This window comes from Roseivivax halodurans JCM 10272, from assembly GCF_000521785.1.
Classification (GTDB): domain Bacteria; phylum Pseudomonadota; class Alphaproteobacteria; order Rhodobacterales; family Rhodobacteraceae; genus Roseivivax; species Roseivivax halodurans.
On record NZ_JALZ01000044.1, the window covers coordinates 1 to 22,862 of the forward strand.

17 protein-coding genes are annotated in these 22,862 nt (G+C 61.6%); 5 read left to right on the forward strand and 12 right to left on the reverse strand.

Going from position 1 to position 22,862, the window contains the following annotated elements; genetic code table 11:
• Positions 1–32: 32 nt before the first annotated feature.
• The gene (locus OCH239_RS19055; RefSeq protein WP_037266363.1) at positions 33–515 is read right to left on the reverse strand and encodes a helix-turn-helix domain-containing protein; all 483 of its coding nucleotides are present in this window, start codon (positions 513–515) and stop codon (positions 33–35) included.
• A gap of 477 nt (positions 516–992) precedes the next feature.
• Here OCH239_RS19055 and OCH239_RS21870 point away from each other — a divergent pair, with 477 nt between their 5' ends.
• The gene (locus tag OCH239_RS21870; RefSeq protein WP_051489621.1) at positions 993–2,831 is read left to right on the forward strand and encodes a calcium-binding protein; all 1,839 of its coding nucleotides are present in this window, start codon (positions 993–995) and stop codon (positions 2,829–2,831) included.
• 324 nt (positions 2,832–3,155) lie between these two features.
• Here OCH239_RS21870 and OCH239_RS19065 read toward each other — a convergent pair whose 3' ends face one another.
• The 3 genes from OCH239_RS19065 to OCH239_RS19075 form a co-directional block, all read right to left on the reverse strand.
• Positions 3,156–4,802 carry an IS1634 family transposase gene (locus tag OCH239_RS19065; RefSeq protein WP_037266365.1) on the reverse strand — a complete coding sequence of 549 codons (1,647 nt, stop codon included), beginning with the start codon at positions 4,800–4,802 and terminating at the stop codon, positions 3,156–3,158.
• A 349-nt stretch (positions 4,803–5,151) separates the two neighbouring features.
• The gene (locus OCH239_RS19070) at positions 5,152–5,757 is read right to left on the reverse strand and encodes a hypothetical protein (RefSeq protein ID WP_084782662.1); all 606 of its coding nucleotides are present in this window, start codon (positions 5,755–5,757) and stop codon (positions 5,152–5,154) included.
• A 598-nt stretch (positions 5,758–6,355) separates the two neighbouring features.
• A complete protein-coding gene (locus tag OCH239_RS19075; RefSeq protein ID WP_037266367.1) occupies positions 6,356–6,847 on the reverse strand; it encodes a PRC-barrel domain-containing protein in 492 nt (163 codons plus the stop codon).
• A gap of 1,510 nt (positions 6,848–8,357) precedes the next feature.
• Between OCH239_RS19075 and OCH239_RS19080 the strand changes: the two genes are divergently transcribed.
• The 4 genes from OCH239_RS19080 to OCH239_RS19095 all read left to right on the forward strand — a co-directional run bounded on the left by OCH239_RS19080 (position 8,358) and on the right by OCH239_RS19095 (position 13,177).
• Complete coding sequence (locus OCH239_RS19080; RefSeq protein WP_037266369.1) at positions 8,358–9,347, forward strand: glycosyltransferase family 4 protein; 990 nt, start codon at positions 8,358–8,360, stop codon at positions 9,345–9,347.
• An 809-nt stretch (positions 9,348–10,156) separates the two neighbouring features.
• Complete coding sequence (locus tag OCH239_RS22920; protein ID WP_157577960.1) at positions 10,157–11,164, forward strand: glycosyltransferase; 1,008 nt, start codon at positions 10,157–10,159, stop codon at positions 11,162–11,164.
• A 155-nt stretch (positions 11,165–11,319) separates the two neighbouring features.
• A complete protein-coding gene (locus tag OCH239_RS19090; protein ID WP_037266371.1) occupies positions 11,320–12,396 on the forward strand; it encodes a hypothetical protein in 1,077 nt (358 codons plus the stop codon).
• Positions 12,397–12,478: 82 nt separating this feature from the next.
• Positions 12,479–13,177 carry an FkbM family methyltransferase gene (locus tag OCH239_RS19095; RefSeq protein ID WP_157577961.1) on the forward strand — a complete coding sequence of 233 codons (699 nt, stop codon included), beginning with the start codon at positions 12,479–12,481 and terminating at the stop codon, positions 13,175–13,177.
• A gap of 227 nt (positions 13,178–13,404) precedes the next feature.
• Here OCH239_RS19095 and OCH239_RS19100 read toward each other — a convergent pair whose 3' ends face one another.
• The 8 genes from OCH239_RS19100 to OCH239_RS19135 all read right to left on the reverse strand — a co-directional run bounded on the left by OCH239_RS19100 (position 13,405) and on the right by OCH239_RS19135 (position 22,689).
• Entirely contained in the window at positions 13,405–14,178 is a 774-nt protein-coding gene (locus OCH239_RS19100) for a family 16 glycosylhydrolase (RefSeq protein WP_037266381.1), read from the reverse strand.
• Positions 14,175–15,431: an O-antigen ligase family protein gene (locus tag OCH239_RS19105; RefSeq protein ID WP_037266384.1), complete on the reverse strand. Its 1,257-nt coding sequence runs from the start codon at positions 15,429–15,431 to the stop codon at positions 14,175–14,177. The genes OCH239_RS19100 and OCH239_RS19105 overlap by 4 nt, the downstream gene beginning before the upstream one ends.
• On the reverse strand, positions 15,428–16,975 hold the full coding sequence (locus OCH239_RS19110) for an FAD-dependent oxidoreductase (protein WP_037266387.1): 1,548 nt from the start codon (positions 16,973–16,975) through the stop codon (positions 15,428–15,430). The genes OCH239_RS19105 and OCH239_RS19110 overlap by 4 nt, the downstream gene beginning before the upstream one ends.
• On the reverse strand, positions 16,975–18,126 hold the full coding sequence (locus OCH239_RS19115; protein ID WP_037266389.1) for a hypothetical protein: 1,152 nt from the start codon (positions 18,124–18,126) through the stop codon (positions 16,975–16,977). Before OCH239_RS19115 ends, OCH239_RS19110 begins: the two co-directional genes overlap by 1 nt.
• Positions 18,123–19,055: a sulfotransferase family protein gene (locus tag OCH239_RS19120; protein ID WP_211242027.1), complete on the reverse strand. Its 933-nt coding sequence runs from the start codon at positions 19,053–19,055 to the stop codon at positions 18,123–18,125. Before OCH239_RS19120 ends, OCH239_RS19115 begins: the two co-directional genes overlap by 4 nt.
• Positions 19,056–19,577: 522 nt before the next feature.
• Positions 19,578–20,852: an organoarsenical effux MFS transporter ArsJ gene (gene arsJ / locus OCH239_RS19125; protein WP_037266393.1), complete on the reverse strand. Its 1,275-nt coding sequence runs from the start codon at positions 20,850–20,852 to the stop codon at positions 19,578–19,580.
• On the reverse strand, positions 20,849–21,847 hold the full coding sequence (locus OCH239_RS19130; protein WP_037266399.1) for an ArsJ-associated glyceraldehyde-3-phosphate dehydrogenase: 999 nt from the start codon (positions 21,845–21,847) through the stop codon (positions 20,849–20,851). Before OCH239_RS19130 ends, arsJ begins: the two co-directional genes overlap by 4 nt.
• Entirely contained in the window at positions 21,844–22,689 is an 846-nt protein-coding gene (locus OCH239_RS19135; protein ID WP_037266404.1) for an arsenate reductase/protein-tyrosine-phosphatase family protein, read from the reverse strand. Before OCH239_RS19135 ends, OCH239_RS19130 begins: the two co-directional genes overlap by 4 nt.
• Between the last annotated feature and the right edge of the window lie 173 nt (positions 22,690–22,862).

The window sequence follows — 22,862 nt, forward strand, 5'->3', positions numbered from 1 at the left end:
CGGCCTTTTTCAGCAGCCTGCTAGACCTTCACTCATTTGAGCACCTCCGTTTCATGCCCCTGAGTAGCGGCGGACTTCCCGCGGCGCTTCTCCGAAACTGCTATTGTGAGCTTCGGGCGGTTGGCGGCGCGAACGAAACAATGCGGAACCTCTTCGAGCGCATGAGGCTTTGCCTGTTCGCTGCTGCGAAGGTCGGTCGGACTTTGTTCCGTGACGTCATGGAAGATCCGTCCGAAGGTGCCGAGGCTGTTCCAGCCGGTCTCGAACGCGATTTCGATGATCGGCATGTCGGTGTCACGCAGTAAGGACTTTGCGCGTTCGATACGGCGGGTCAGCAGATAGCGGTGTGGCGGAACGCCGAAGGCTACTTTGAAGGATCGCGAGAAGTGCGCCAGTGACATACCCGCAACTGCGGCAAGCCGCCGGACTGGCCAGTGCTCGGCCGATGCCGCGTCGATATGATCCTTGGCGCGCAAAAGGCGTCTCAGGAGCGCCGGGTCCGTTTCTTCTTTCATGTTCAATGAATACCGGTGCGGAGCCATCGCGTCGACAGCTATGCGCGCTTCGCACCTATTTGGACAAAGTGCAGCATAGGTCAAGTTGGGGCTCGATCCAAGCTTTCGCCGCGCGCTTCTCGAACGACCGCTGTCGGCTTAGCGTAAGATTTCACACTCTCCCGCAAACGACCCGAAATAGCTGCAGTAGCACGAGGCGCCTTTGCCGAATGGAGCCGCTTATCGCGGCAGGAATTGTTCCTCCCGGCTTTTCGGGACCGCAGTAGGACGCGCTCCTGGACCTTCGTCACCAGTCTCGGAACGGCTCCCGTGTATTTCCCGGTAGCTTCGCAAGCGCAGCTCTCAGGGCGAACAGCGCATCGCGCCACTGCCATGCAACTGCGGACTGTCGCATAGCGCTCGATCCGAGCTGAAACCGTCAAGGCCAACTTCCCGTGCCTCAAGATGCATACAAATGCAAATTGAGAGGAGACGTTTATGGCCCATCTGGCTTCATCCTACGAGTCCTACGAGACCTTCCTGAACGGTGCTGATGCCATTTGGACCGTCGACCTCGGCGCTCTGAACAGCTCTGGAGTATCCGGTACGGCAATCGTCGCCACCAGCACCGACGAGGATGGCTCGAGCTACCTCAACGTCGCCATCAGCGGCACCGGCCTCACACCCGATCAGGTGCATGCGCAACACGTGCATGGACGGTTCGATGCGAGCGGCAATCCCATCGACTCGGTGTCCCCCACACTCGCCGACGATGCCGATCTCGACGGCATGGTCGAGGTGCTCGAGGGCGTGGGCAAATACGGCGACGTGCTGTTGCCGCTCGTCTCGCCCGAGGGCGGTGACATGCCGATGGCCGACCGCAACGGTACCGTGTCGTTCCTGCAATCCTACGACCTCGATGATGCCGCGAATTTCTTTAGCCCGGTGACCGGAACCGACTACACCGCCGACGACATCATGCCGCTCGCGTTGCGTGAGATCGTCCTGCACGGCGTTCAGGTGCCCGACGGCCTTGGTGAGGGAACCGACGGCGAAGTCGACGGCGGCACCAACGGCTATACCGGCATCCTGCCCGCGGCCGCGGGTGAGATCGAGAGCGCTACGCTGGACGAGGCGCTGGCCATCCTGGGCGAGCAGCGGGCTACCGCAAGTGCCAAGTTCGTGCTCGGCGGCGGACGCGACGTGATCGACACGGGTGTCGGCGACGACACCGTGTTTGCCGGTTCGGGCGATGATGAAATCGCCGGAGGCAGCGACAACGACATGCTCTTCGGCGTCGGCGGAGACGATCTGCTTTACGGCAACGCAGGTGACGACACCATATTCGGCGGTCTCGGCGAAGACACGATCTATGGTGGCGACGGCGACGACGACCTTCGGGGCCGTCAGAACGACGACGTGATGTATGGCGTCGGCGGCGACGACATAATGCAGGGCAATGGCGGCGACGATGTGATGCTCGGCGGTGGCGGCAACGACACCATGTTCGGCGGCTCGGGCGACGACGCGATGGAGGGCCGGATCGGCGACGACAAGCTCTTCGGTGTCGACGGCGACGATAAGCTGCAAGGCAACGACGGCGACGACGTCGTCTTCGGTGGCTCGGGCAACGACACAGCTTTCGGCGGAAGCGGCGATGACCTGATGAGAGGCGGCGATGGCGACGACAAGATATACGGGGTCGATGGCAACGACGACATCGCAGGCGGTACCGGAAACGACACGCTTGCGGGCGGGTCTGGTGACGACACCGTCCTTGGCGAGGACGGCGACGACCAAATCAACGGCCTGTCCGGCAACGACCTGCTGGTCGGCGGGAACGGCGCCGATATGATTTTGGGTGGCACTGGGCTCGACATCATCGGCGGAGGTGCCGGCGATGACACCATTTCCGGTGGAGCAGGCGCTGACGAGTTCCACTTCGACGCTGGCACTGGCTCCGACATCATCTTGGACTTCACCCAAGGTGACGACGTCATTTCCTTCCTCGATGACGGCGCAATCGCATTCGCCAACTCGTCCGAAAACGACACTCGGGGTGACAGCGACCTTGCTGCCGCGGACTTCGATACGATCTCGACTGTTGCTGATATCGATACCGGTAACGACCAGCAGGTTATCTTCAGCACCGGCGGACTGGATGATGCCATGGCGGCCAGCGGCGCAGATGTCGAAGCCTACCTTGCGGTCAATGATGGCGAGGATAGCTACATCTACTATGACGAGGATTGGTCGGATACGGCCGGTCGGGAGTTGGTGGCGACGCTTGAGGACGTCAGCACGGCCCTGACCGTCTCGGATTTCGACGTCTACTGATCACCTTCAGCCGCTGTCCCAAGAACAGGGTCTGTGGCTGACTCTTTCGGGTTTCGCTCCGCCACCTCCGGGCGGAGCGCGCCACCTCGCCGCGCTTACGTAGAGGAAAGTGCTGCTCAATGGCTAGTTCGGCGTGGCACCCGAGCCTGTCAAGCGTTGCGCGGACACCGGACAGGAACGTCCTCGCGCGCTACTTCAGCGTCTGACGGAGCTCGAGCTGACGCAGGTTACGCGCGCGCCTTTCCCCCAAGTTCGACAGCAGAATCGATAAATAGTTGATTTCATTATGGCGGGGTGCGCCATTTTGTGACTACAGGCTGACGATCATGCGGGCTTGGGTAGGCTCAGGGTGTCGAAGAGCTCCAACTGTTCAGGGGTTGCGGTGGAGAGCCCGTCGACCGAACGCTCGCCAATTTTAGCCTGGTGGCGTTGAAGGCGGGCGAGCAGATCGAGCGCGGTCCGCGGGCTGGCGTTGTGACCGTTTGCCTTCAGCCTCATGCGCATGACGCGATAGAGAACAAGGGCAAGGAAGCATATGAGAGCGTGGGCGCGAATGCGGTCAGGCAGACGGTGGTGGACCGGTGCGATCTCGATATCGGACTTGAGGACGCGGAAGCCGCGTTCGATGTCAGCCAGCGCCTTGTAGCGTGCGACGGCATCGGCTGGCGTGAGATCGGGAGCATTGGTGAGGAGGGTCAGCTTGCCATCGAAGAGCTCGGCCTCGGTCACGGCGGTGTCCGCGACGCTCCAGCTGAAACGATCCGCGTTGAGATCAGCCTTGATGAAGCGCGTCATCTCGGCTTCCGCCACGGCCCGCGTGAAGCGGCTGTAGGCCCCACGGTCCGAAGCCCGCCGTCCGCGCGCGGTCTTTCCGCCATCCTGGGCGTCGAGCTTTCCGACCATTGTCTCGGCCATCGCCTCGAGCTCCGCGATCCGGGCCCGGCGGCGTGCCGATCGCTCTGCGGCCCGTATCGGGTCGTGGGAGATGATCAGACGGTGGCCGGCGAAGCTGCTTTCGGTGAGGCCGTCCTGCCCGAAGTGGAGGCCGCGGAAGGTCGCGACCAATTCGGCGTAGCGGCGCGCGGGGACGGCGAGGATGAACTCGAGCCTGCGGCCGTCCCGGTCGGCCAGCGCAGTCAGCTCCCCGATGTTGTCGAGGCTCAGAAGTCCGCGATCGGCGACCAGGATGACCCGCTGGATCGGAAAGCGCTCCAGGACGGTTGCCAGCATGGCCTGCAGCGTCTTTGTCTCGGCCACGTTGCCGGGGTGGACCGTGTGCATCAGTGGCAGGCCCTCGGCGGTCTGCACGACACCGAGGACGAACTGCCGAGCAATGCTGCCGGTCTGCTTGTTCATGCCGAAGGCCCGCAGGTCTTCGTCGACCTGCCCCTCCCCATGGATGCGCACGGTTGTCAGATCATAGAAGACGACCGCGAGATCGTGGTCGACCAATGGCCTGATCTGCTTGGCCAGCTCGGTCTCGACCCGGTCGGCGTGATCCATCAGCGCATCCATGGCGCGCAGGAAATGCTGATGGGTGACGGTGTCGGGCATGGCTGGCATCGCCACGGTCTCCAACCAGCGCAAGCACCCAACCTTGCTGTCGGGCTCGCAAAGCCGATTGAACACCATCGCCCGCACCAGCGCCTCGACGTCCAGCTTGCGCTTGCCGGAGCGCAGAGCTCGGCCGAGCGCGCGGTCGAAGCCGAGGTCCTTCCAGAGCTCGTTCAGGGCAAAGACGTCTCCATAGGCGCGGGCCGGCGCGTGGGCGATCTCAAGTTTTGCGGGCTCGTCGCGCCCGGCGGCCCGACAGAGTCCGCGGATCAAGGCGTCGAGATGGCCGTCTTCCGTGCCGTCGATACGCCCAAGATTGGCAACAACCCGGTGCCGCGGCTTGCCTGCCTCGTTGCGGTAGGACTCAACGACCTGAAGGTAGCGTCGACCACCGCTCTCGTTGATGCGTACGAACATACCTACAAATTATACGTGTTCCATCAATATACCAACGGAAATATCAGCATTTTCGTGTGACTACACGGCACCCCGACCCTCGCACTCCTAACCTATTGAATGGACTCGAAACGGGGGCGTAAATCGGATCCAATCCAGGCCGATTTTGTCGAACTTCGGCTTTCCACGTTCCGCTTCACCGCAGCTCGGACCGATGTGCCACCCTCGGTCTCGATCCCGCGCCGCTCCATCGCCGCGATCGGCCTGCTGTGACTCACAATTCTCATCCACCCGAAGCCGAAGCTGGCGGGCAGCTTGGTGCGAGCACCCCGGTGGAGCTATGGAGAATGCGCGCAGCAGCATGTGCCCTTTACCGGGAAACAAGTTTATGGATCCACAGCAGGATATTTTTGACTGCCAGAAAGCCAAAGATGTCACCAATCGTGTATATCGAAAGAATGAGCATCGCACCGGCGGGCGAGACCATACTGTCAAAGACAAACATCTGACCCACCGAATTCAGCAAGGACGATACGATCCCGACAGTGTAGAGCGCCCGCCAATCAATCGGGCTGCCTGGTTTTGCATAGGCGGGAGCCCCAAGTTGGCGCAAGCTTTCAAAGACAAGCGGCGCGGAGATAGCGCCAATCAGGATCGACAGAATGATGACGGGGATCAAATTCTGCAACGTGGCGGGGTCAGTAAAGAGCCATTCGGACAGAGCCGCTCCGAGGATCAGGCCGGGCAGCGCCGTCCAACGGAACAACCAAGCTGAAACCACACGTACCCCGTGCGGTAGGTACAGCAGACTCGCAAAAACCGTCGCCTCGGGAAAAATATAAGATTGCAGCGGTGTGACAACGCCGGCGGTTACAGCGTGCGCGAGCACGTAAAATCCAGCCGTCAAGACGATTGAAACCAGTGCCCGGCCGACCGAGGTGGGCGGGGACAACAACGCGTGCCCAATCGTAATCATTCGATCGGGTCCTTCGGGCGTTCAGCGTAGGCAAGTGACTGCCCCTTCGACACATCCTCAACTGAGAAAAGAGAAAGACGCTCGGCCTCATCGCAAGCGCTCGGAGTGAGAGCAGTCTCGCAGATCTTCAGCGGAATAATTGGCACGTGCCCTCTCTGTCTCACTGATCCCGATACGGATCGGCGAGAAATGGCGCAAATCGGTGTGTGTTGCGCTTTATTTCTTTGAAGATTTTTCCCTGTTAATCAGACGTCAAAACGCGTTCGGCGAACTGAATAACATAATCAAAAAATAGTTAATGTCTGCGAAATGGCGCGAACAAGTCAAGTTTATGAAATCGCAACTGAGAGTCATTTTGCGGCCGGTAGGCGCTGCTGTAGCGGAGCCGGCGCGCCGTTTTCAACGGCAGTAAACAGGAGGTCTGCAAGCGTGAAAGGGAAATTTCAGTCAGGGTTCGAGGCGAAATTTGTCCCGCGATCGGGTTTGGTGACCGCTGCGTATGACCAGATCCTGCCCGGGTCGTTACGTCTCTGGGCAGCTCGACGAAAATGGGCCAGGGTGTTTCCCAGCCCATCGATCTCGGCTTCGGCGCAAGGTTTCAGTTCCAGAAGCCTTCGTCGACGCCTTCGCGGTCTTCAAGTTGCTCTTCGGTGAACTTCGTCACGTAGCCGTAGGTTTGATCGTCCACCGGGACGAGCTTCATCTCGTCGACATTGATCATGACATGCTTGTCGCCCATATGGAGGAAGCCGCCGACCTCTGCCACAATCCCGGTGACCTGACCGTCCCTCGTCAACACGATGTCCTCGATCTCGCCAATGAGGTCCCACTCCTCGTTGACGCTGTCGAATGTCGTCCCCTCGTCCCATGTCATCGCGGGCGCTTCACCATCCGCATCGACGGTGTAGACATTGCCGCCGGTGATATCGCGCGTACGGATGAGGTTCGCACTGTCCATGTTCTGCATGTCAGCGCCCGACTGGTCCGTTTCCATTTCGGTGCCGACGGTCTCGTTGGAGCTGTCGCTCTGAGCCATTGCGGTCGTTGCTGCGAGCGTCATGGCGATTGCGGATGCGGTCGTGCGGATCATGTCTTGTCCTTTCGATTTGCATTCACCGAAAAAACGGCAGCTTTCCGCCGTCGTTCCATTACAAGCTCTTAACGTGGAGAGCGGTGGTGAATGGGTGCCGTGGGCTGCGATCCGGGTAAGGGGTGTCTACAGCGGATCGGGCTCAATCCGCGTGCGCATACCGAACCCCGACCACAAAGCTCGGGCGCGGTTCGGGTGACCGAAATAGGATCATATGTGATCCGAACCGATGCCCTCTGAGCGGGGACGTCACCTCACTGCGGTTTCGGGCCGGTTCGGGAAACGGAACGGGAGGCGCAAATGTGCTTTCCAGGTAGTCTTGCTATCGATCCGGCCGACCCCGTGATGCTCGGTCCAGGCGATCCAGATCTTGGTCAGGTCTTCTTCAGCCGCGCGGCCTGGTCGCCATCTCACTCTTCGGCAATCCGGCTTTGCGACGTAGTTTGGCTTTGATCTTGGGTTTGGATCCGCTGCCGTCTCCGCTTCTCCGCCCTTCAGCGACGTGGCCCTGCAACCGGGCGATGACGTCTGAGCAGGCTTGATCCCGGTGGACCAGATCACGGATGTAGTCGCTGGTCTCGGTGTATCGCCCTTCGGCGGTCTGTTGCTTTACACAGGTTATTATCGGATCGGTATCGCGGATATGCGATCCACCAAGACATGGCACCAATTGCCATGTGGCCCTCGTTTCAGGGGCGGCCTGAAAACGGGTCCGTTGCATTGGTTGGTGAAGCGGGTGAGACGTCAAACGCCCGCCACGCGGTCCGGGGGCGAGCGACCGCCAACTGAAGCCAGGCGATAGCGCATCGTCTCTGCTCCGGCGCACGCCACTGGAAAGTGGGTACAGAAGGTCCCTGTGCCCACTGGAGTGACGGTGCGCGGGGCTGCGCCAATCACCTCTTGTGACCGATGACCGAGTGGGTCCGTGAGTGACGTGCCGTCTCGGTGAATTTTTAAGCGAGTAATTTCGCCTATATGGTGCATCCGTAACACTCCTTTTGCCCGGCGCTCAAGAGCGCCAGGCCGATTTCATAGGGAAGTCAGCAAAATGTGAGGTGTTCACAGCTGCAAACGCGGACCTTGATCGCCTCGATGTCGGCGATGCACCGCATAGCCAGTTCTGTAGCCCCGATCTTGAGAGCAAGAGCCCGGAACACAGTCGCACTGCTTTGAGGAGGGTTGGATGCGATTGTCGTTCGATCTCGCGAGGCAATGCAGAGGCAGGAGCGAATGGCGGACAAGGTGACGCCGGTCGCGCTGACATGCGTGGCGCGGCATAGCCCCGCCGCCCGCACCTCGCGCGCCGAAGGCGCAATGCGGTCGACCCCGAGAGGTCGAGGAATTCCGTAGCGTCATTATTGCGAGCCTTGGGTGAAGCGTCGACAACTCCTCTTATTGCCGTTGCGGCAGCTTCTGCGCTTGCCGCTTTCGGGACCGCACCTGTTTGTTTTGCCCGGCGCCTAGTGGCCCGCCGGATTGCATAAGTAACGATGACCGGAGGCGTTTCTCCATGATCCGCATCGCGCACCTCGCCGATGAGACCAATACTGGCGGTGTCGTCCGCTACCTCGATTTCCTCTCTGGAAGTCCCGAGATGGGCTTCGGCCGCCACGAGGTCCTGCCGGTCCCGAAGAACCGAGCTGGCGGCGTCAGCATCGAGGCGGACGTGATCGTCTCGCACCTGTCGATCAGCTGGCGCGGGCTGCCGGGACTGATGGCGCTGCGGGCCCGTCATGCCGGCACCCCGATGATCCATGTCGAGCACCATTATTGCGAAGGGTTTGCTGCCGCAAACATCTCCGCCAAGCGGCGCTTCACCACGCTTCTTGCCTCGGCTTATTCGCTCTTCGACCGCGTCGTCGCGGTGAGCCCCTCGCAGGCCGCGTGGTTCCTTCACCTGGGAGTGGTGTCGAAGGATGATTTGACGGTAATCCCGCCCTGCGTCGATCTCGCCCCCTTCCGGGCCGTGCCCCCCATCGAGGGGTCGGCGCGGGTCTTCGGAGCCCTCGGCCGGTTCCACATGCAGAAGGGCTTCGACCTTCTGATCCGCGCCTTCCGCCGGGTTGAGGATCCCACGCTCCGGCTGCGCCTGATCGGGGATGGTCCCGAACGCGGGGCGCTCGAGGCGCTCGCCCAGGGGGATCCCCGGATCGAAATCCGCCCCTTTGCCGCAAACCCGGTCGCTGCGCTTTCCGGTGTCGATGCAGTTGCGATGCCCTCGCGATGGGAGCCCTTCGGTCTCGTGGCGCTCGAGGCCCGCGCTGCCGGCCGCACGGTCATCGCCGCCCATGTCGACGGACTTGCGGACCAGGCCTTCGAGGGCGTCCTGCCTGTGCCGTCCCCGACGCTCGAGGCTTGGGCGGCCGCGATCCGGACGGTTTCACGCCTCCCCTTCGATCAGAACCGCGCCCTCGGCCACGAGACCCGGACCGCCGCAAAATGGTCGACACTTCTTGTCGCGATCCGCGGAGGATACAGCAACCACGTCATCTCCGCCTGAGGCCTTCAAGGCCCCAAAAGCCGGAGATGAGGAGAACGAGGGGTGTAGCGCCAGGTGCCTCCGCAAGCGGATCAGATCGAACTTGTCTTGCCAGGTAGCGTTGTAGATCGACACCGGCGTCTGGCCCAGCACAAGCCCCGCAGGAGCGCTTCTGTGCAGTTTGAAGGCTCCCGCCATCGCAGCAATATTCCCCTGCGGCGGGGGAATATCGTGGCTGGTTTTTGCGCTCTTGCCGCGATGGGCAGAGATCAGGGCCCTGCCCGGGCCGTCAGCCCGGGATTGGCGGGGAGAGGGTCGAGCGACCCGCAGCGGCGTAATCCCGCGCTTGATTAGGGTCACATGCCGGGGCAAACTGGCGCCCAATTGCGGGTCGGTGACTGCGCCATGAATACGGAGACCGCCCTTGCAAGCTCGCATGCCCAGCCCATTTCGTGGTCGAGGTGGTCCAAGCTCGCGCGAGACGTTGGTGGTCTCGGACAGCTATTCCTATCCGCGTGACGCAATCTCGGGCTGGAGCCCCATCTTTAGACGGCGCGGCTTTCTGCAGTTCCACTGCGGGCTGTCGCCGTGGAGTTTGGCTTCCGATCTGAGCGTGTTTCTTGCCATGATAGCTGCGGTTGGCCGAGGATACCTCCTCGCGGTACAAGAGCATTTCGCCGCGCAGAAGCGCCGGTTTTCCGTCCTGATCTCGAGGTATAGGGTGGCGCTCGACTTTTTCTCCCCGGCCTGTACGCGGGCGCTGCCCTACCGTCTTGATGCCATTGTTCTTGGACATGGCGCCCCGTCAGGCAAGACATCGTCATTCTGAGATGGCCTATACACCCGACACCGTTGCCTTGTTCTACGATGGCTTCGAGACCCAGGCTCTGGATCGTCCCTTTGGCATGCTGCAATCCGAAACGCGGCGCTTGGCCCGTGCGACGTGGCGGACGATCCGTCGACGCCAGGTCAATACAGGATTCTTCACGGCGTTCCTGAACCTCAAATCCAGTCTCGAAGCGCATGGAATTACCGTCAGGGTAAACGATTTTTCCTATGCCCGCGCCCATCCGGGCGAACCCGTAGGGCTCAGCGGTTTTGCAAAGGTCTTCGAACGTGTCAGACTTCCAAATCCCGCTGTATTTGGACCAGGATACGTTCCGCCTCCCTCGAAGGTTGAGGAGGTCATGGTCGCCTGCAACATCAAAGTCGTGACATTTCCCTCAGAATGGCCCTGCCAGATGTGGCGTGGCACGATTGGAGACGCAGCGCAGCCGATGTTCGTTGCCATCGATATTGAGGCATGGCCCGACATGTCCGATCATCACAAGAGCTGCGACATCCTTGTCTACGACAAGATCCGGTGGCGGCAGGCCGAGCGCACCGAGGACTTGCGGAGACCTCTCTACAGCGCGCTTGAACAGCGGAACTTGAGCTATCGCGTATTACGCTATGGGGAACACCATATCGGGCAGTTTCGTGATGCGCTGCGGCACTGCCGGGCCATGGTGTTCCTGTGCGAACACGAGACCCAAGGGCTGGCATACCAAGAGGCAATGTCTTCAGGTGTGCCGATACTGGCCTGGGACGAGGGCGAACTTGTTGACCCGCATGAGCGTGCATTCGCGCCGCCCGGTCTTGTCGTTTCCTCGGTGCCCTATTTTGACGCACGCTGTGGGACGACCTTCACGCGAGAAACCCTCCAGCAGCAACTCGAGGCCTTTCTCGGCGATCTGGGAACCTTTCGCCCACGCGAATATGTGGTGGACACCCTGAGCCCTGCTGCGGGCGTGGCGCGGTATTTGAACCTGCTTGAGCAGGCGAGTCGTGCAAAGTAGTTGAGCTCGGTTGCACGGAACTTCCGACGTGGAATGCGGTCCTCAGCGCCGCACATCACCCCGAAGATTGCTCTGCCGCTGCAGCCGAGCTTGCAGGCAGGGTGCGCACAAGCGAGGGTTAAATACGGACGTCCCGTTCCGGACCGGACAGATCAATGCTCGACACCCCCCCCAGCCCTCCTGAGTTTACGGTCTGTATTGCGGAAGACAGGGTCTCCTGCGAGACCGGCATCCGGCTCCTTGTGGCCAGCCTGATAAGGCATTGTGGCCCCGTGCCGATCCAGCTTTTCGCCCCGAACGCCACCGACGCGCTAAGACACTGGGTGTCGTCGCATGAGACGATAACTCTTCACACCGAGCGATTGGATGGCGATTGGCGGAAATTTGGAGTGAAGCCCTTTGCTTTGCTTGAATTGCTCAAGCGCGGTCACAACGATCTTCTGTGGATTGATAGCGACATCATCTTGCGGCGGGATGTCCGGCCGCTCTTCGCCGGGATCGACAGCAAGACCGTGGTAATCTCGGAGGAAGCGCTTAACGCCTTCCACGCGGATCCCGACGGCTTGCGCGCCCGGTTGTGGGAGCTAAAAGTCCACCGAACGTTTTCGTTCGGGCTGAATTCCGGAGTGTTGCGTGTCACGCAGCAGCACCGAGCCCTCCTAGAGGCTTGGCGGGACCTGCTACGGGACCCTGCTTATGTCGCAGCGCAGGACAAGCCTTGGGACCAGCGCCCCATCCATCTTTTGGGGGATCAGGAGGTTCTCAACGCTCTGCTGTGCAGCGACCACTTCAAGGATTGCGGGGTTTTGGTCCTCCGCCGCGGCGAACACATCATTCAGTACTTCGGCAACCACGGATATACCTTAGCGGAGCGCTGGCGGAATTTCCGCAACGGCGACCCGTATTTTGTGCATGCCATGGGTGCCAAACCCTGGTGGTCCGGGGGCGCCACCGAGCGCCGCGGCATCGGCGAAAGATACAAGTCCATCTATGCCGAACTCTCGCCCTATGCGCTGGTTGCCAGAGATTATGGGACGGAGATGGATGACAAAGCGTGGCTGCGCGGCAGAACCGGTCTGTCTAAGCTCCTGAGCGCTCTCGGCTTCGGCCGGCTGCCATTGCACGGCCTGCCCATCGCCCTTGTCTCCGACACCGTCAGGCTCACGAAGGCCATAATTCAGGGGGACAGCGACACCCTGCTTCGCATGCGGTACGGTGTTCCAAGAAAATGATCCAGGCGCCGAGCTTTGAAGGCGGATTCAACGGGGGCGGACACTGGATGAGATTTTGCTCCCCTTCCACCAAGGCCTCGAGATGAAAGTCAGTTCTCGACTTCGCGCTTTTGCGATGCGCTACGGTATGAACTTTTCCCGCCAGCCAACCCTCGTGCAGTTTCTGAAGAGTCGGAAGATCGATACAGTCCTCGATGTGGGCGCTAATACCGGTCAGTTCGCCAGAAGCCTGCGGCTGTCGGGATATGCCGGCCGGATCGTTTCTTTCGAACCGACGAGCCGAGTCTTCGGCCTCTTGCAAAGCCAAGCCTCTTCCGATGCCGGCTGGTCGGTCAGGAAAGAAGCCGTGGGCGACGAAGCGGGATCACTCGAGATCAACATCGCACGGGCGTCGGAGTTGAGTTCCCTCGCCCCCTTCTCGGGGAGGGCGGATATGTTCGGTCGGGCCACCGAGGTCATCGGAACCGAGAGCGTTACGGTCGTTCGGCTGGACGACGTCTTACCCGAATTGCCGGGAGAGAACTTCTTTCTCAAGCTCGACATACAGGGCTATGAGAAGCGGGCTCTTGAGGGGGCTCGAAAGACATTGAAAACGCTTGCTGGCGTACAATTGGAACTGCCAATCGTTCACCTTTACGACGGTGGGTGGACGTTTGGCGAAGCGATAAACTACATGGATGAATCTGGCTTTCACATCAGCCAGATATCTCCGACAAATTACATCATTGGCGACGAAGCCTCTGCCACAGAGTTCGACGTTGTCTTCAGGCGGTCGGAGTGATCGCAATGGATTGGCTGGCCGAGATCAGTTGGCAATACTACCTGAAAGGAAGCGCTCAGGTAACTATGGAATAAGCGCTTTCTGGGGGTGCAAGGGCGAAATACGCGGCAAACCTCGATCCCGTATTCGCTGAAGTGAACGTAATGTTTCCAACCAGTGAGAGATGTGTATAGGTGGGGACAACGTACGGCGCCGATCCACATCGTCTCTCATCTTCAATCTTCGGGTCACCGTGCCGCGCAGGTTATCGAGGCCGGAAAGAGACATCGGTCGTCAAGGGGGGTGTAGCCCACCCAGTCGACCTCCAGCCGGGCCGGCAGAGCGCCTGTATCAAACCGGCCCATCCAGGCGGTCAACGTAGCGGTACTCCAATAACTGAGCCATATCTTCTGCAAGTTGCTCGGCAAGGGCCCCCTCGTTTCATGAACAGACGTGCCGTTGACGAACCATCGGATGCGGTCAGGGGACCATTCGAACGCATAATGGACAAAATCCGTCTCGGTACCGCCGGGAACCAGGGTTGTACCGCCGCCATGTGGCTCTCCAGAAACATACGTGTTGAATGAAACTCGAGACGTGTCCTTGGTCAGGATCTCGACGTCGATTTCGTCGTGCGGTGCGTTGTGTACCGGCCCGATGTAAGTAAAAAAAGCAGCGTTCAAGCCCGATCCGCGTCCGGTCCTCATGCGTACTTCGAAGGTTCCGTGGCCGAACCGTCGGTGGGTCTGAATTTCGCCGCACCGATAGTCATGTGTGCTGGTATCGGAGGCTTGGGTGACCCAGAGCGTCACAATGCCATTCTCAATAGTCACGTTTTGGTTCGACCATGTGCAATTTTGCCAGCGGCCGTTCGACCAACCGTCGGAAACGCGCCAGACATTCGGGGAGAGGGTATCAAAATCCTCAAAGAAAGCTTGCGGCGTTTCCTCTTGTGCCGCAACCGGATCGAGGGGGACGGCCATCAGCAAGGCAATCAGAGGCAATACGCGCAAAGATGTCATTGCAGGATCTCCTGACCTTGCATGGAGCGAAAGGTGCGCTGTTGCACGGGGCGTTGCATTCCCAAAAGCCCACCCATGAGAAACAGCATGAATCCAAGGCTGAACGGCACCATGATCGCCGTCTCGGTCATGCTGACGGTCAGGGTCATGGCTGCAATACACAGAAAATAGATCGCGCCGATTTCCCGGTGTATGATGGCGCCGGGCAGGATCACGCCAACCAGCCATAGTGCGGTGACAGCGACCAGTCCCGCGCCAATCAGGCCTTGGTGGACCGCTATTTCTAGATATGTATTGTGAAACGAAAACGTGGCGTAGTAGGCCTTGAAGAACTCGTCGTAAATCCGGCGCGCAAGAGAGAATGGGTCTTCAGGGGTCCAGAATTCGCCGAAGCCTATGCCGAGCCAAGGGTGTCTCTCGATTTCTGAGATGGCATATTCCCAAAGCACGGTTCGCCCAGTCAAGGTTGTGTCCTTCCCGAAGGCGCCAAGCACGGATCCGACGGGATCGAATTCGGTAATTGCATATGCATGAAACGCCGCGAAGCTGGCGGTCAGGCCGGTCAATATGCAGATTACACCGATCAGAGCCGCGCCTGAGATCATTCTTCGACCGAGCAGGACGATGATGCAGGCAAAGGACCCGCCCGCGAGCAATACGGCTGTGGCACTGTGGGACCTCTGGATCATGGCGATGGAGAGCAGGAACAGCATTCCGGCCCCGAGACGCAGCCAGCGTGGCCGCGCCCCGTCCACAATGATGCACAAGCTTGCCGTAAACAGCATGACCATGACGCCGCCGAAGGCGTTTTTGCTCGCGAAAACGCCACGGGCGAACTTGGTCGCGTCGGTTTCAAGCGCACTCAACACGCCGTACCAGCCCGCGCCGATCATCACCGATAGCATGATCTGGCGTGCTGACAGGCGCAACACAGCGCAATAGCAGATCATGATTGTCAGAATGAGCTGCAGGCCGGTTCTGAGGATCATGCCTGTTTCCGCACCCCAGGCCATGGTCAGGACGAACCAGACCGGATAGGCCCAGACTATGAGCGAGCGCACGATCAGGTCGAATAGCAGCCGGAAATCTCTGACAAATGCCCAAAAAAAGTAGAGCGCCAGCGGATATAGCAGCAATTCGTCGTGCTGGAACTGCTTCAGGGTGATCAGGATCCACATCGTGACCAGAATATGGTCGCGGGTCTCATCGGAAATGTGGACCGTGCGCCCGAAGCCAGCGAGGGCGATGCTCATGCAACCTCCCTCCGGCTTTCGGGCGTCGCTCGTGCAACCGCCAAATGCTTCGCGAGGCGCAACGCAAAAGCCACGATCGACAATGTCGGATTGGCCTGACTTGAACGGGGGAAGACTGCCGAGGAGGCGACGTAGAGGTTGTCGGTGCCGAACACACGGCAATTGGCGTCCACAACGCCGCGTTCGGGGTCGGTGGCCATGCGTGCAAGCCCGATCTGATGGTAGCCGTCGCGAGCGGTGGCGGTCACCTTTTGGAGCAATTGGTCATCGCTTCCGGAGAGGTGCAGCGCCCCCATGCCCGAGGCTGCCAAGGCCTCGGCGAGCTTTCGGTGAGCGGCGACCACGCCCGAGACAGTAGCGTGCCCGAAACCGAATGTGATTTCGAGCGGCGGAAGGTCCAATGCTCCGGGCAGGTGGGCCAGTCGCACGCGGTTGCGAAGCTCGCGGAGATGCTCGGCATGGTAAGCGACACGATAGCGGGCGAGGCCCGGGACCAGGCGGTTGGGCGCGCCGGCACCCTGTCGCCACCGGGCGGCTACGGTGGCGAGCGCCCCGCCCGGGTCGGAGGCAATATTGGCAAGGTGACGTGCCATCTGCCCCGCGGGAGTGCCGTGCAGTAGCGCCTTGAGCGAGAGCTCGCCGGAGCGATGGTCAGGGTCCGAAGCGTCCGGTGACTCCAGCCAGAATGCGGCTCGCGGCTCTGGTGCTCCGGTCAGAAGACGCCTTCGCCACGGAGTCCCTGTGGCGTCAATTGCATACGCAAAATCACGCGCCCGGATGGGGTCGTGGAAGGACAGCGTTGCGATGCTGCCAGTCAGGTGGCCCATATATCCGCGTCCGAGTTGCGCCGCGCCACTCAGCCGGCCGGGATGGCGTGCGGCTTCGGCCAAAAGCAGCTGCGCCGAGGGCAACCCGCCCCCTGTCAGCACCACATGGCGCGCTCGGATGTGTCGTATCGCGCCGTCGTGCCGGAGCATGACGCCGACGACACTGGTGCCCTGCCAATTGAGCGCCACGGCCTCAGCCGAGATCAAAAGATGTGGCGCGCTGCTGTCCTCGCGGCATTGCCGGCGGAGATCTGCAGTCAGGGTTGCGGGGCTCAACGCCTCAGACGTATCGGCGCGCACTCCGTTGAGCTCGGTCCAGCCCGCAGGGGCGCCAGGCACGAAGGCATCCGGCACACGAAGCCACGCGGCCGCGGGGCCGACCCATCGGGCATATTCGTCATAGGAGATCGGCCAGTCTGGCTCCGCGTTGCGCTCGAAATCCTCCGGATCGAAGGGGACGCAGCGCCGCCCCCAAATGTCGAGTGTGCCACCGATGCCAGATCGGGCGATGTGCGACAGCGGATCATGGGCATTACCGGCGATGAAGTGCGCTTTACCACTGTCGGGCGCCCCCGTTTTGCCGCCGCGCTCGACCACAAGGACCGAGAGCCCTTGCAGGTTAGCTGCAAAGGCCAGGGCGAGACCGGCCGCCCCCGCACCCACGACGCAGAGATCGTAATCGCCGCCTTCCGCCCTCTTGTCATCAACAAGGCCCATCACGCGCCTCCAGCCAACAACTGGCGCCGTGACAATCCCATGGCCTTGCGTAGCGCCATGGAGACCGATGCCGATTTCACCCCCCGCCGAGACCGCGTGCCGGGGTCCGAACCGAGACGGGAAAGCCGCGCGCCGATCTCGCTCTGGCTCCAGAGGGCCAGGGCGCGCTGCCGACGGTCGGCCGCTGCGATGCGCGCTGCCGTGGCATCCGCGCGCAAGCGGACAAGGCGGTCGCGCGCCTCTGCGGGTCGGCAATAGGTGGCGAGCGGACCGAAGGTGGGCTTCAGTCGCGGATCGAGGATACAGGGGCGCTCCATCAGGATTGCCTCGGCCACGGTGCGTCCGAACGCCTCGACCCAGCGGTCGTGGTGAAAATAGACAAAAGCGTCGAGGCGCTCGAGGAAATCGCGGATGGGCTCGGCGTTGAAGGGCACGATCTCCCACTCCGCCACTCGGGGACCAAGCATGCCCACCATTTCAGTGGGAAGGCCCATCACCCGCGTATCCCAGCCCTGGCCGGGCGTGAGAGGGTCCACGGCGTCCTCCGTCCGGCCCGGCCATTTCAGGATATCGGGCCGCCCGTGCCGGCCGACCGTGGCACGCGCGCCGGAAAAGACCGGCCGCGACGCGCGCCATGTGTCCCCGTCGAAGCTGTTGATCCAGTCTTCGGTGGTCATGCACAGCATTGGGGAGAAGCTACGCAACTGGGTGCGGATCACGCCCGAGACCGGTGCCCAGCGGATTGCGCATCCCAGATCCGCTCGGACGCGCCGCCCGGCAAGAACGGGGTTGTATTCGAGTGAACCGTCGCCGCGGAAAGGTGGGTGATGTGCGACAAGGACGGCGGTCTCGGCCCTGACGGGGTGCGGATCGTGTAAACCTGCCGCGAAGGCGAGCGGATGGTGCAGAAAGGCCAGATCCGCACGCGCGGGCCCGCTGGCAAGATGGACACCGGGAAGGTCGGCAAGCGACAGAAGTCTTTCGTTCGGGCGGTCCGGCGCGCCGTCGAAGAAGCGCGAGGCTACGATCATCAGACCGACGCGGGCGCCAAGCGCGGAGAACGCATCGACATCCGAGATCACGCTGGCAGCCGTTCCGCCTGAGAAGCGGGGATCAACCACGACGAGGATATCAAAGGGTGCAGCGCTCATGCCGAGAAGCCAGGCCAGACAGTCGAGAGGTCGCGGCCCAAGAGTTCGGACAGCCCCTGGTTGCGGGCGGAGAGGTGCTGTTCGAGATATGCGCGGGTCTTGGGACACATCGGCGGCTTTTTCGGCGATGTCAGAACCAGCGGGTGGATGTAGCGAAACCAGTAGTAATGGATCTTATTGCGCAAGCGCTCGGCACCGCCGTGGCGCGCGCCGAAATGGTTGCGGTACTGGTGCCGGACGATCTGCGAACTGACCGTGTTGATGGCGTATTGCACGATCGGGCGGCTCGGGTAGTAGGTGCGGTTGAACCACGCCTTGTCCTCGGCAACCGTGAAGGGGGTGATGTCGATGAAGCGCGCGGCGCGATCCACGACACCTTGCCGGTCGGCGAGAAAATCTTCGAACAGGCCGACCATGACCCGCTCCGGCCCGAACATCTCGAGATAGCGGCGCAGGTGGGGGGCATAGGTCGAGCCGAGGATGATTGAGGGATGGCGCGTCAGCGCGGTCTCGAAGCGGCAGCTCGCCCGCCCGCGCGTCACCAGATGCCAGTACTGCGAATAGGCGCGCGCTACGGGGTCACGCAGCATGAAAATGAGCCGAACATCGGGCAATGTCTCGTGGATGCGTTTGGCGGCGACCTCTGATTGGAGGTAGACGGTTGAATCTTCACCCACAACGCGGGTGCCGGCGAGCTCGGCGAAGCGACTTGCATACCAATCGAGCCCCTCTGGGTTGCCGGGGCGAGGATCATACCAGTTGAGTTTCCCCGCCTCGTCGAACAGGAAATCGGGATGAGCGATCGGATCGTCAGCGTCGAAGAAATGGACCTCGTCTTCCGGCAGACCCACCTCGCGGCTCTGTGCGAGAATGAAATGCAGGGAGGTCGTTCCGCATTTCGGAGCGCCGCCAATGATGAAATCGGGCAACCTGTGACCCGTGGGGGCAAGCATGGAAGCGACTAACCGAAAAATTTCGTCTAAAACGAAGGGTAGTCTAACGGCATCCTCCGCTTCGATCTAGAGGATTCGGTTCGGCAAAGGTCTGAAGGGCGCCGGACAGCACCACATAGTTCTGCCCTTCTCGTCAGAAGCATTGCCTCCAACCGCACGGCCTACCCCGCAGCGGCTTTTCGCTGCGGCGGTCGCGAGCGACCGCACCGCGGATGAGGACGAAGCTGCCGCTCACTGCGACTGCTTACTCCTGGCTCATCCCGCAGTTTGAGCAATTGATGGCGGCCCTCCATCTGTTCCCCAGGTCACGGAGATCGGCGAACTGGCTACAACCGTCGCCGAGGTGATCAAGGGCAGACCAAAAGGACAAAGACGAGGCCGCACGTTTATGCCTCGTGGAGGCGATGGCCTTGAGCAACCCGCTTCTGACGGTGTCGACGCCAGGGTGCCTTTGGGAACGGCCGCCGCAACCCGGAACCGTTTCCCGACCGGACATGCTCATGCGGGAGTGGTCTGTGTGTGCTCGGGATTGAGGCGGCCGGAGGCCAGAGCCGATAGCACGACCATCGCGGTCGCTGTCCCCAGCATCAGGGGCAGGCCGCCCGTCTGGTAAGTCAGTCCAGACAGGACCGTGCCGAGAAGGCGACCGCCAGCGTTCGCCATGTAGTAAAAGCCGACGTCCATCGTCACCCGCTCGGCCTTGGTGAAAGCAAGGATGAGATAGGAATGCAGGGCAGAGTTCACTGCAAAGACAGCGCCGAAGACCAGGAGGCCCGCGACCAGCGTCACCGTCAGCCAGAGCTGCGGCTCCCCCGAGACGACCACCGCGGCGGTCAGCGCCGCCGGGATTGCGGCGAGCGTCCATGCCCAGCCGCGCGCGGTGTGAACCAGTTCGCCCTCTGGCCGCGTTGCCGCGTGCAAGAGCCTCGGTGCCCCCGCCTGCACCATGCCGTAGAGGATGATCCAAAGGGCCATGAAGGTGCCGATCATGAAGAAGGCGGCACGATTCCCGTCTTCCGTCCCGTCCGACAGCACCGCGTAGAAGTAGATCGGGATGCCGACGACGAACCACACGTCGCGAGCTCCGAATAGGAACACCCGCGCGGCCGAGAGCCAGTTGACGTTGCTGGACTTGGAAATGACTTCCGAGAACTTCGCGCCCTTGCGGCCCTCGGGCAATCCGGGCGGCATGGCGAGGAGGACGGCGACCAGGATTGCCGCAAGAGCCGCGGCCATCGAGAGGACTGCCCAAACGAAGCCGACCGTGGCAAGAAGTGCCGCGCCAAGGAGAAAGCCCAGCCCCTTTACCGCGTTCTTCGAGCCAGTGAGGATCGCCACCCATCGGAACAGGCCGCCGTTCTCGGTCGGCGCGAGGATTTTCACTGCCGATTTGGAGGACATCTTGGCGAGGTCCTTGGCCACTCCGCTTGCGCCCTGCACGACCATGACGAAGGCGACCGAGAGGCCGATGGTCCACTCCGGGTCGAGTTGCGCCAGCGCAATCAGCGCAACCACTTGCAGGCCGAGCCCCGCGTAGAGAGTGGAGGTCAGCCCGAAACGCGCCGCGACCCACCCGGCGGAAAGGTTCGTGACCATCCCGGCGAGCTCGTAAAGCACGAAGAGATACGCAAGCTGCACCGGCGTGAAACCGAGCGTGTGGAAATGCAGAAGGACCAGCATTCGCAGTGCGCCGTCGGTCAGCATGAAGGCCCAATAAGATGCCGTGACGGCTATATATGCCGAAAGGCCTTCGGGGCGCGCGCTGTCGGTCATAGCGACGCCCCCGCCATCCGCGCCACGTCGACCAGCCGGTGCGCATAGCCCATCTCGTTGTCGTACCAGGCGTAGACCTTCACCTGGGTGCCGTTCACCACCATGGTCGAAGCGGCGTCGACGATGCTTGACCGCGGATCATTCACGTAGTCCGCCGAGACGAGTGGCCGCTCCTCGTAGCCAAGGATACCGGCGAGCGGTCCCTGAGCGGCGGCCCGGAAAAGCGCGTTCACCTCCTCCACGTTTGTCTCCCGCTCCATCTCGAAGACACAATCCGTCAGGGAGGCGTTCAGTAGAGGCACGCGCACGGCGTGGCCGTTCAGTCGTCCCTGCAACTCCGGATAGATCAGAGTGATCGCCGTGGCACTGCCCGTGGTGGTCGGGATCAGCGAGTTCAGCGCCGAGCGCGCCCGACGCAGATCCTTCGCGGGCCGGTCCACAATGGTCTGGGTGTTGGTCACATCATGGATCGTGGTGATCGATCCGTGGCGGATGCCGATCGCCTCGTGCAACACCTTGACCACGGGAGCGAGGCAGTTCGTCGTGCAGGAGGCCGCCGTGATGATCCGATGCCGTGCGGGATCGTAGGTATCGTGGTTCACGCCATAGACGATGTTGACGGCGTTGCCGTCCTTTACGGGGGCCGAAACGACGAGCTTTTGGACGCCCGCCTCGAAGTAGGGCGCGAGCGAGGCCTCCGTCTTGAAGACGCCGGTGCAATCGATGACCACGTCGACATCCTCGAGCGGCAGGTCCTCGAGCGCTTCCGAGCCGATGAAGGGCAAGCGCGTCCCGTCCACCGTCACGCTGTCGGCGTCGTGGGAAATCTCCGCCCCCCACCGCCCGTGGACCGTGTCGAACTCGAGCAGATGCGCGTGCATCGCCGGATCGCCCGCGGCATCGTTGATCCAGGCGATCTCGGCGCCGCTTTCCAGCAGCGGGCGCAGCGCAAGCTTTCCGATCCGGCCGAGGCCGTTCAGCGCATAGGTGGTCATGCCGGCAGGTCCACCTTGCCACGTCCGATGTCATCGACCGCCCGCTGCAGCGACAGCCGGTCGAGGGAGGCGAGCGGCAGCGCGGTGAAGAGCAGGATGCGGTTCTTCAGCGCCCCGTAGGCGTGCTGGAAGGCGAGGCTCTTCTCGGCATCCGTCCCCTCGATCTTCACCGGATCGGGCATACCCCAATGGGCGCTGACGGGCTGGCCGTGCCAGGACGGGCAGTCCTCGTTCGCCGCCTGGTCGCAGACGGTGAAGACGAAATCGAGCTTCGGCGCCTCAGGGCCCTGGAACTCTGCGACATTCTTGGCCCGCAGGATCGAGGTATCGTGGCCCTTGGCCTCAAGCACCTCGAGCGCGAAGGGGTTGAGCTCGGAATAGGGCTTCGTTCCGGCCGAGAAGACCTCGAAGCGGTCTCCGGCTTCCTTGCGAAGGATCGATTCCGCGAAGATCGACCGCGCGGAATTGCCGGTGCAGATGAAGAGGACGGTGTATTTCCGATCGGTCATCGGACGGTCTCCGGGTTGGGGGAGGGAGGACAAGGGGGCGCAGATGTCCGGGCGTCCCCGGCAGCAATCGAGCAGCAGGTAGTCGAAGGTCCGTTGCACTTCGCCGAGATCGATCGCGTAGCGGAGCGACGTGCCCTCACGCTCCTGGTCGATCAGGCTGATCTGCATGAGGCTGGAGAGGTAGGCTGAGAGGGTCGAAGGCTTGAGATCGAGGGCCAGTGCGATTTCGCCCGCTGACACACGGTCGGGATAGCGCCGCATGAGCAACCGGAAGATGCCCAGTCGCTGCGGGTGCCCAAGAACGGCCAGACGGTTTGGGACAAGTGATTCCATAATTCCAGAATATACGAATTATAGATAGAGGCGAGTCATTTTCCGCGTCGCCGCATATGCTGCGCTTGCGACCGCCTTATGCCATCTGACGGTCAAAAATGGGCTCGGTCCCGACCTTCGCCGCGCGCTGCTCGAACGACCTCTGTTGGCTTAAAGCCTTTCGGCTGAAACTT

Coding starts and splice junctions, on each gene's coding strand:
- OCH239_RS19055 (WP_037266363.1), bottom strand. CDS start 515: ATGAAAGAAGAAACGGACCCGGCGCTCCTGAGACGCCTTTTGCGCGCC.
- OCH239_RS21870 (WP_051489621.1), top strand. CDS start 993: ATGGCCCATCTGGCTTCATCCTACGAGTCCTACGAGACCTTCCTGAAC.
- OCH239_RS19065 (WP_037266365.1), bottom strand. CDS start 4,802: ATGTTCGTACGCATCAACGAGAGCGGTGGTCGACGCTACCTTCAGGTC.
- OCH239_RS19070 (WP_084782662.1), bottom strand. CDS start 5,757: ATGATTACGATTGGGCACGCGTTGTTGTCCCCGCCCACCTCGGTCGGC.
- OCH239_RS19075 (WP_037266367.1), bottom strand. CDS start 6,847: ATGATCCGCACGACCGCATCCGCAATCGCCATGACGCTCGCAGCAACG.
- OCH239_RS19080 (WP_037266369.1), top strand. CDS start 8,358: ATGATCCGCATCGCGCACCTCGCCGATGAGACCAATACTGGCGGTGTC.
- OCH239_RS22920 (WP_157577960.1), top strand. CDS start 10,157: ATGGCCTATACACCCGACACCGTTGCCTTGTTCTACGATGGCTTCGAG.
- OCH239_RS19090 (WP_037266371.1), top strand. CDS start 11,320: ATGCTCGACACCCCCCCCAGCCCTCCTGAGTTTACGGTCTGTATTGCG.
- OCH239_RS19095 (WP_157577961.1), top strand. CDS start 12,479: ATGAAAGTCAGTTCTCGACTTCGCGCTTTTGCGATGCGCTACGGTATG.
- OCH239_RS19100 (WP_037266381.1), bottom strand. CDS start 14,178: ATGACATCTTTGCGCGTATTGCCTCTGATTGCCTTGCTGATGGCCGTC.
- OCH239_RS19105 (WP_037266384.1), bottom strand. CDS start 15,431: ATGAGCATCGCCCTCGCTGGCTTCGGGCGCACGGTCCACATTTCCGAT.
- OCH239_RS19110 (WP_037266387.1), bottom strand. CDS start 16,975: ATGGGCCTTGTTGATGACAAGAGGGCGGAAGGCGGCGATTACGATCTC.
- OCH239_RS19115 (WP_037266389.1), bottom strand. CDS start 18,126: ATGAGCGCTGCACCCTTTGATATCCTCGTCGTGGTTGATCCCCGCTTC.
- arsJ (WP_037266393.1), bottom strand. CDS start 20,852: ATGACCGACAGCGCGCGCCCCGAAGGCCTTTCGGCATATATAGCCGTC.
- OCH239_RS19130 (WP_037266399.1), bottom strand. CDS start 21,847: ATGACCACCTATGCGCTGAACGGCCTCGGCCGGATCGGAAAGCTTGCG.
- OCH239_RS19135 (WP_037266404.1), bottom strand. CDS start 22,689: ATGGAATCACTTGTCCCAAACCGTCTGGCCGTTCTTGGGCACCCGCAG.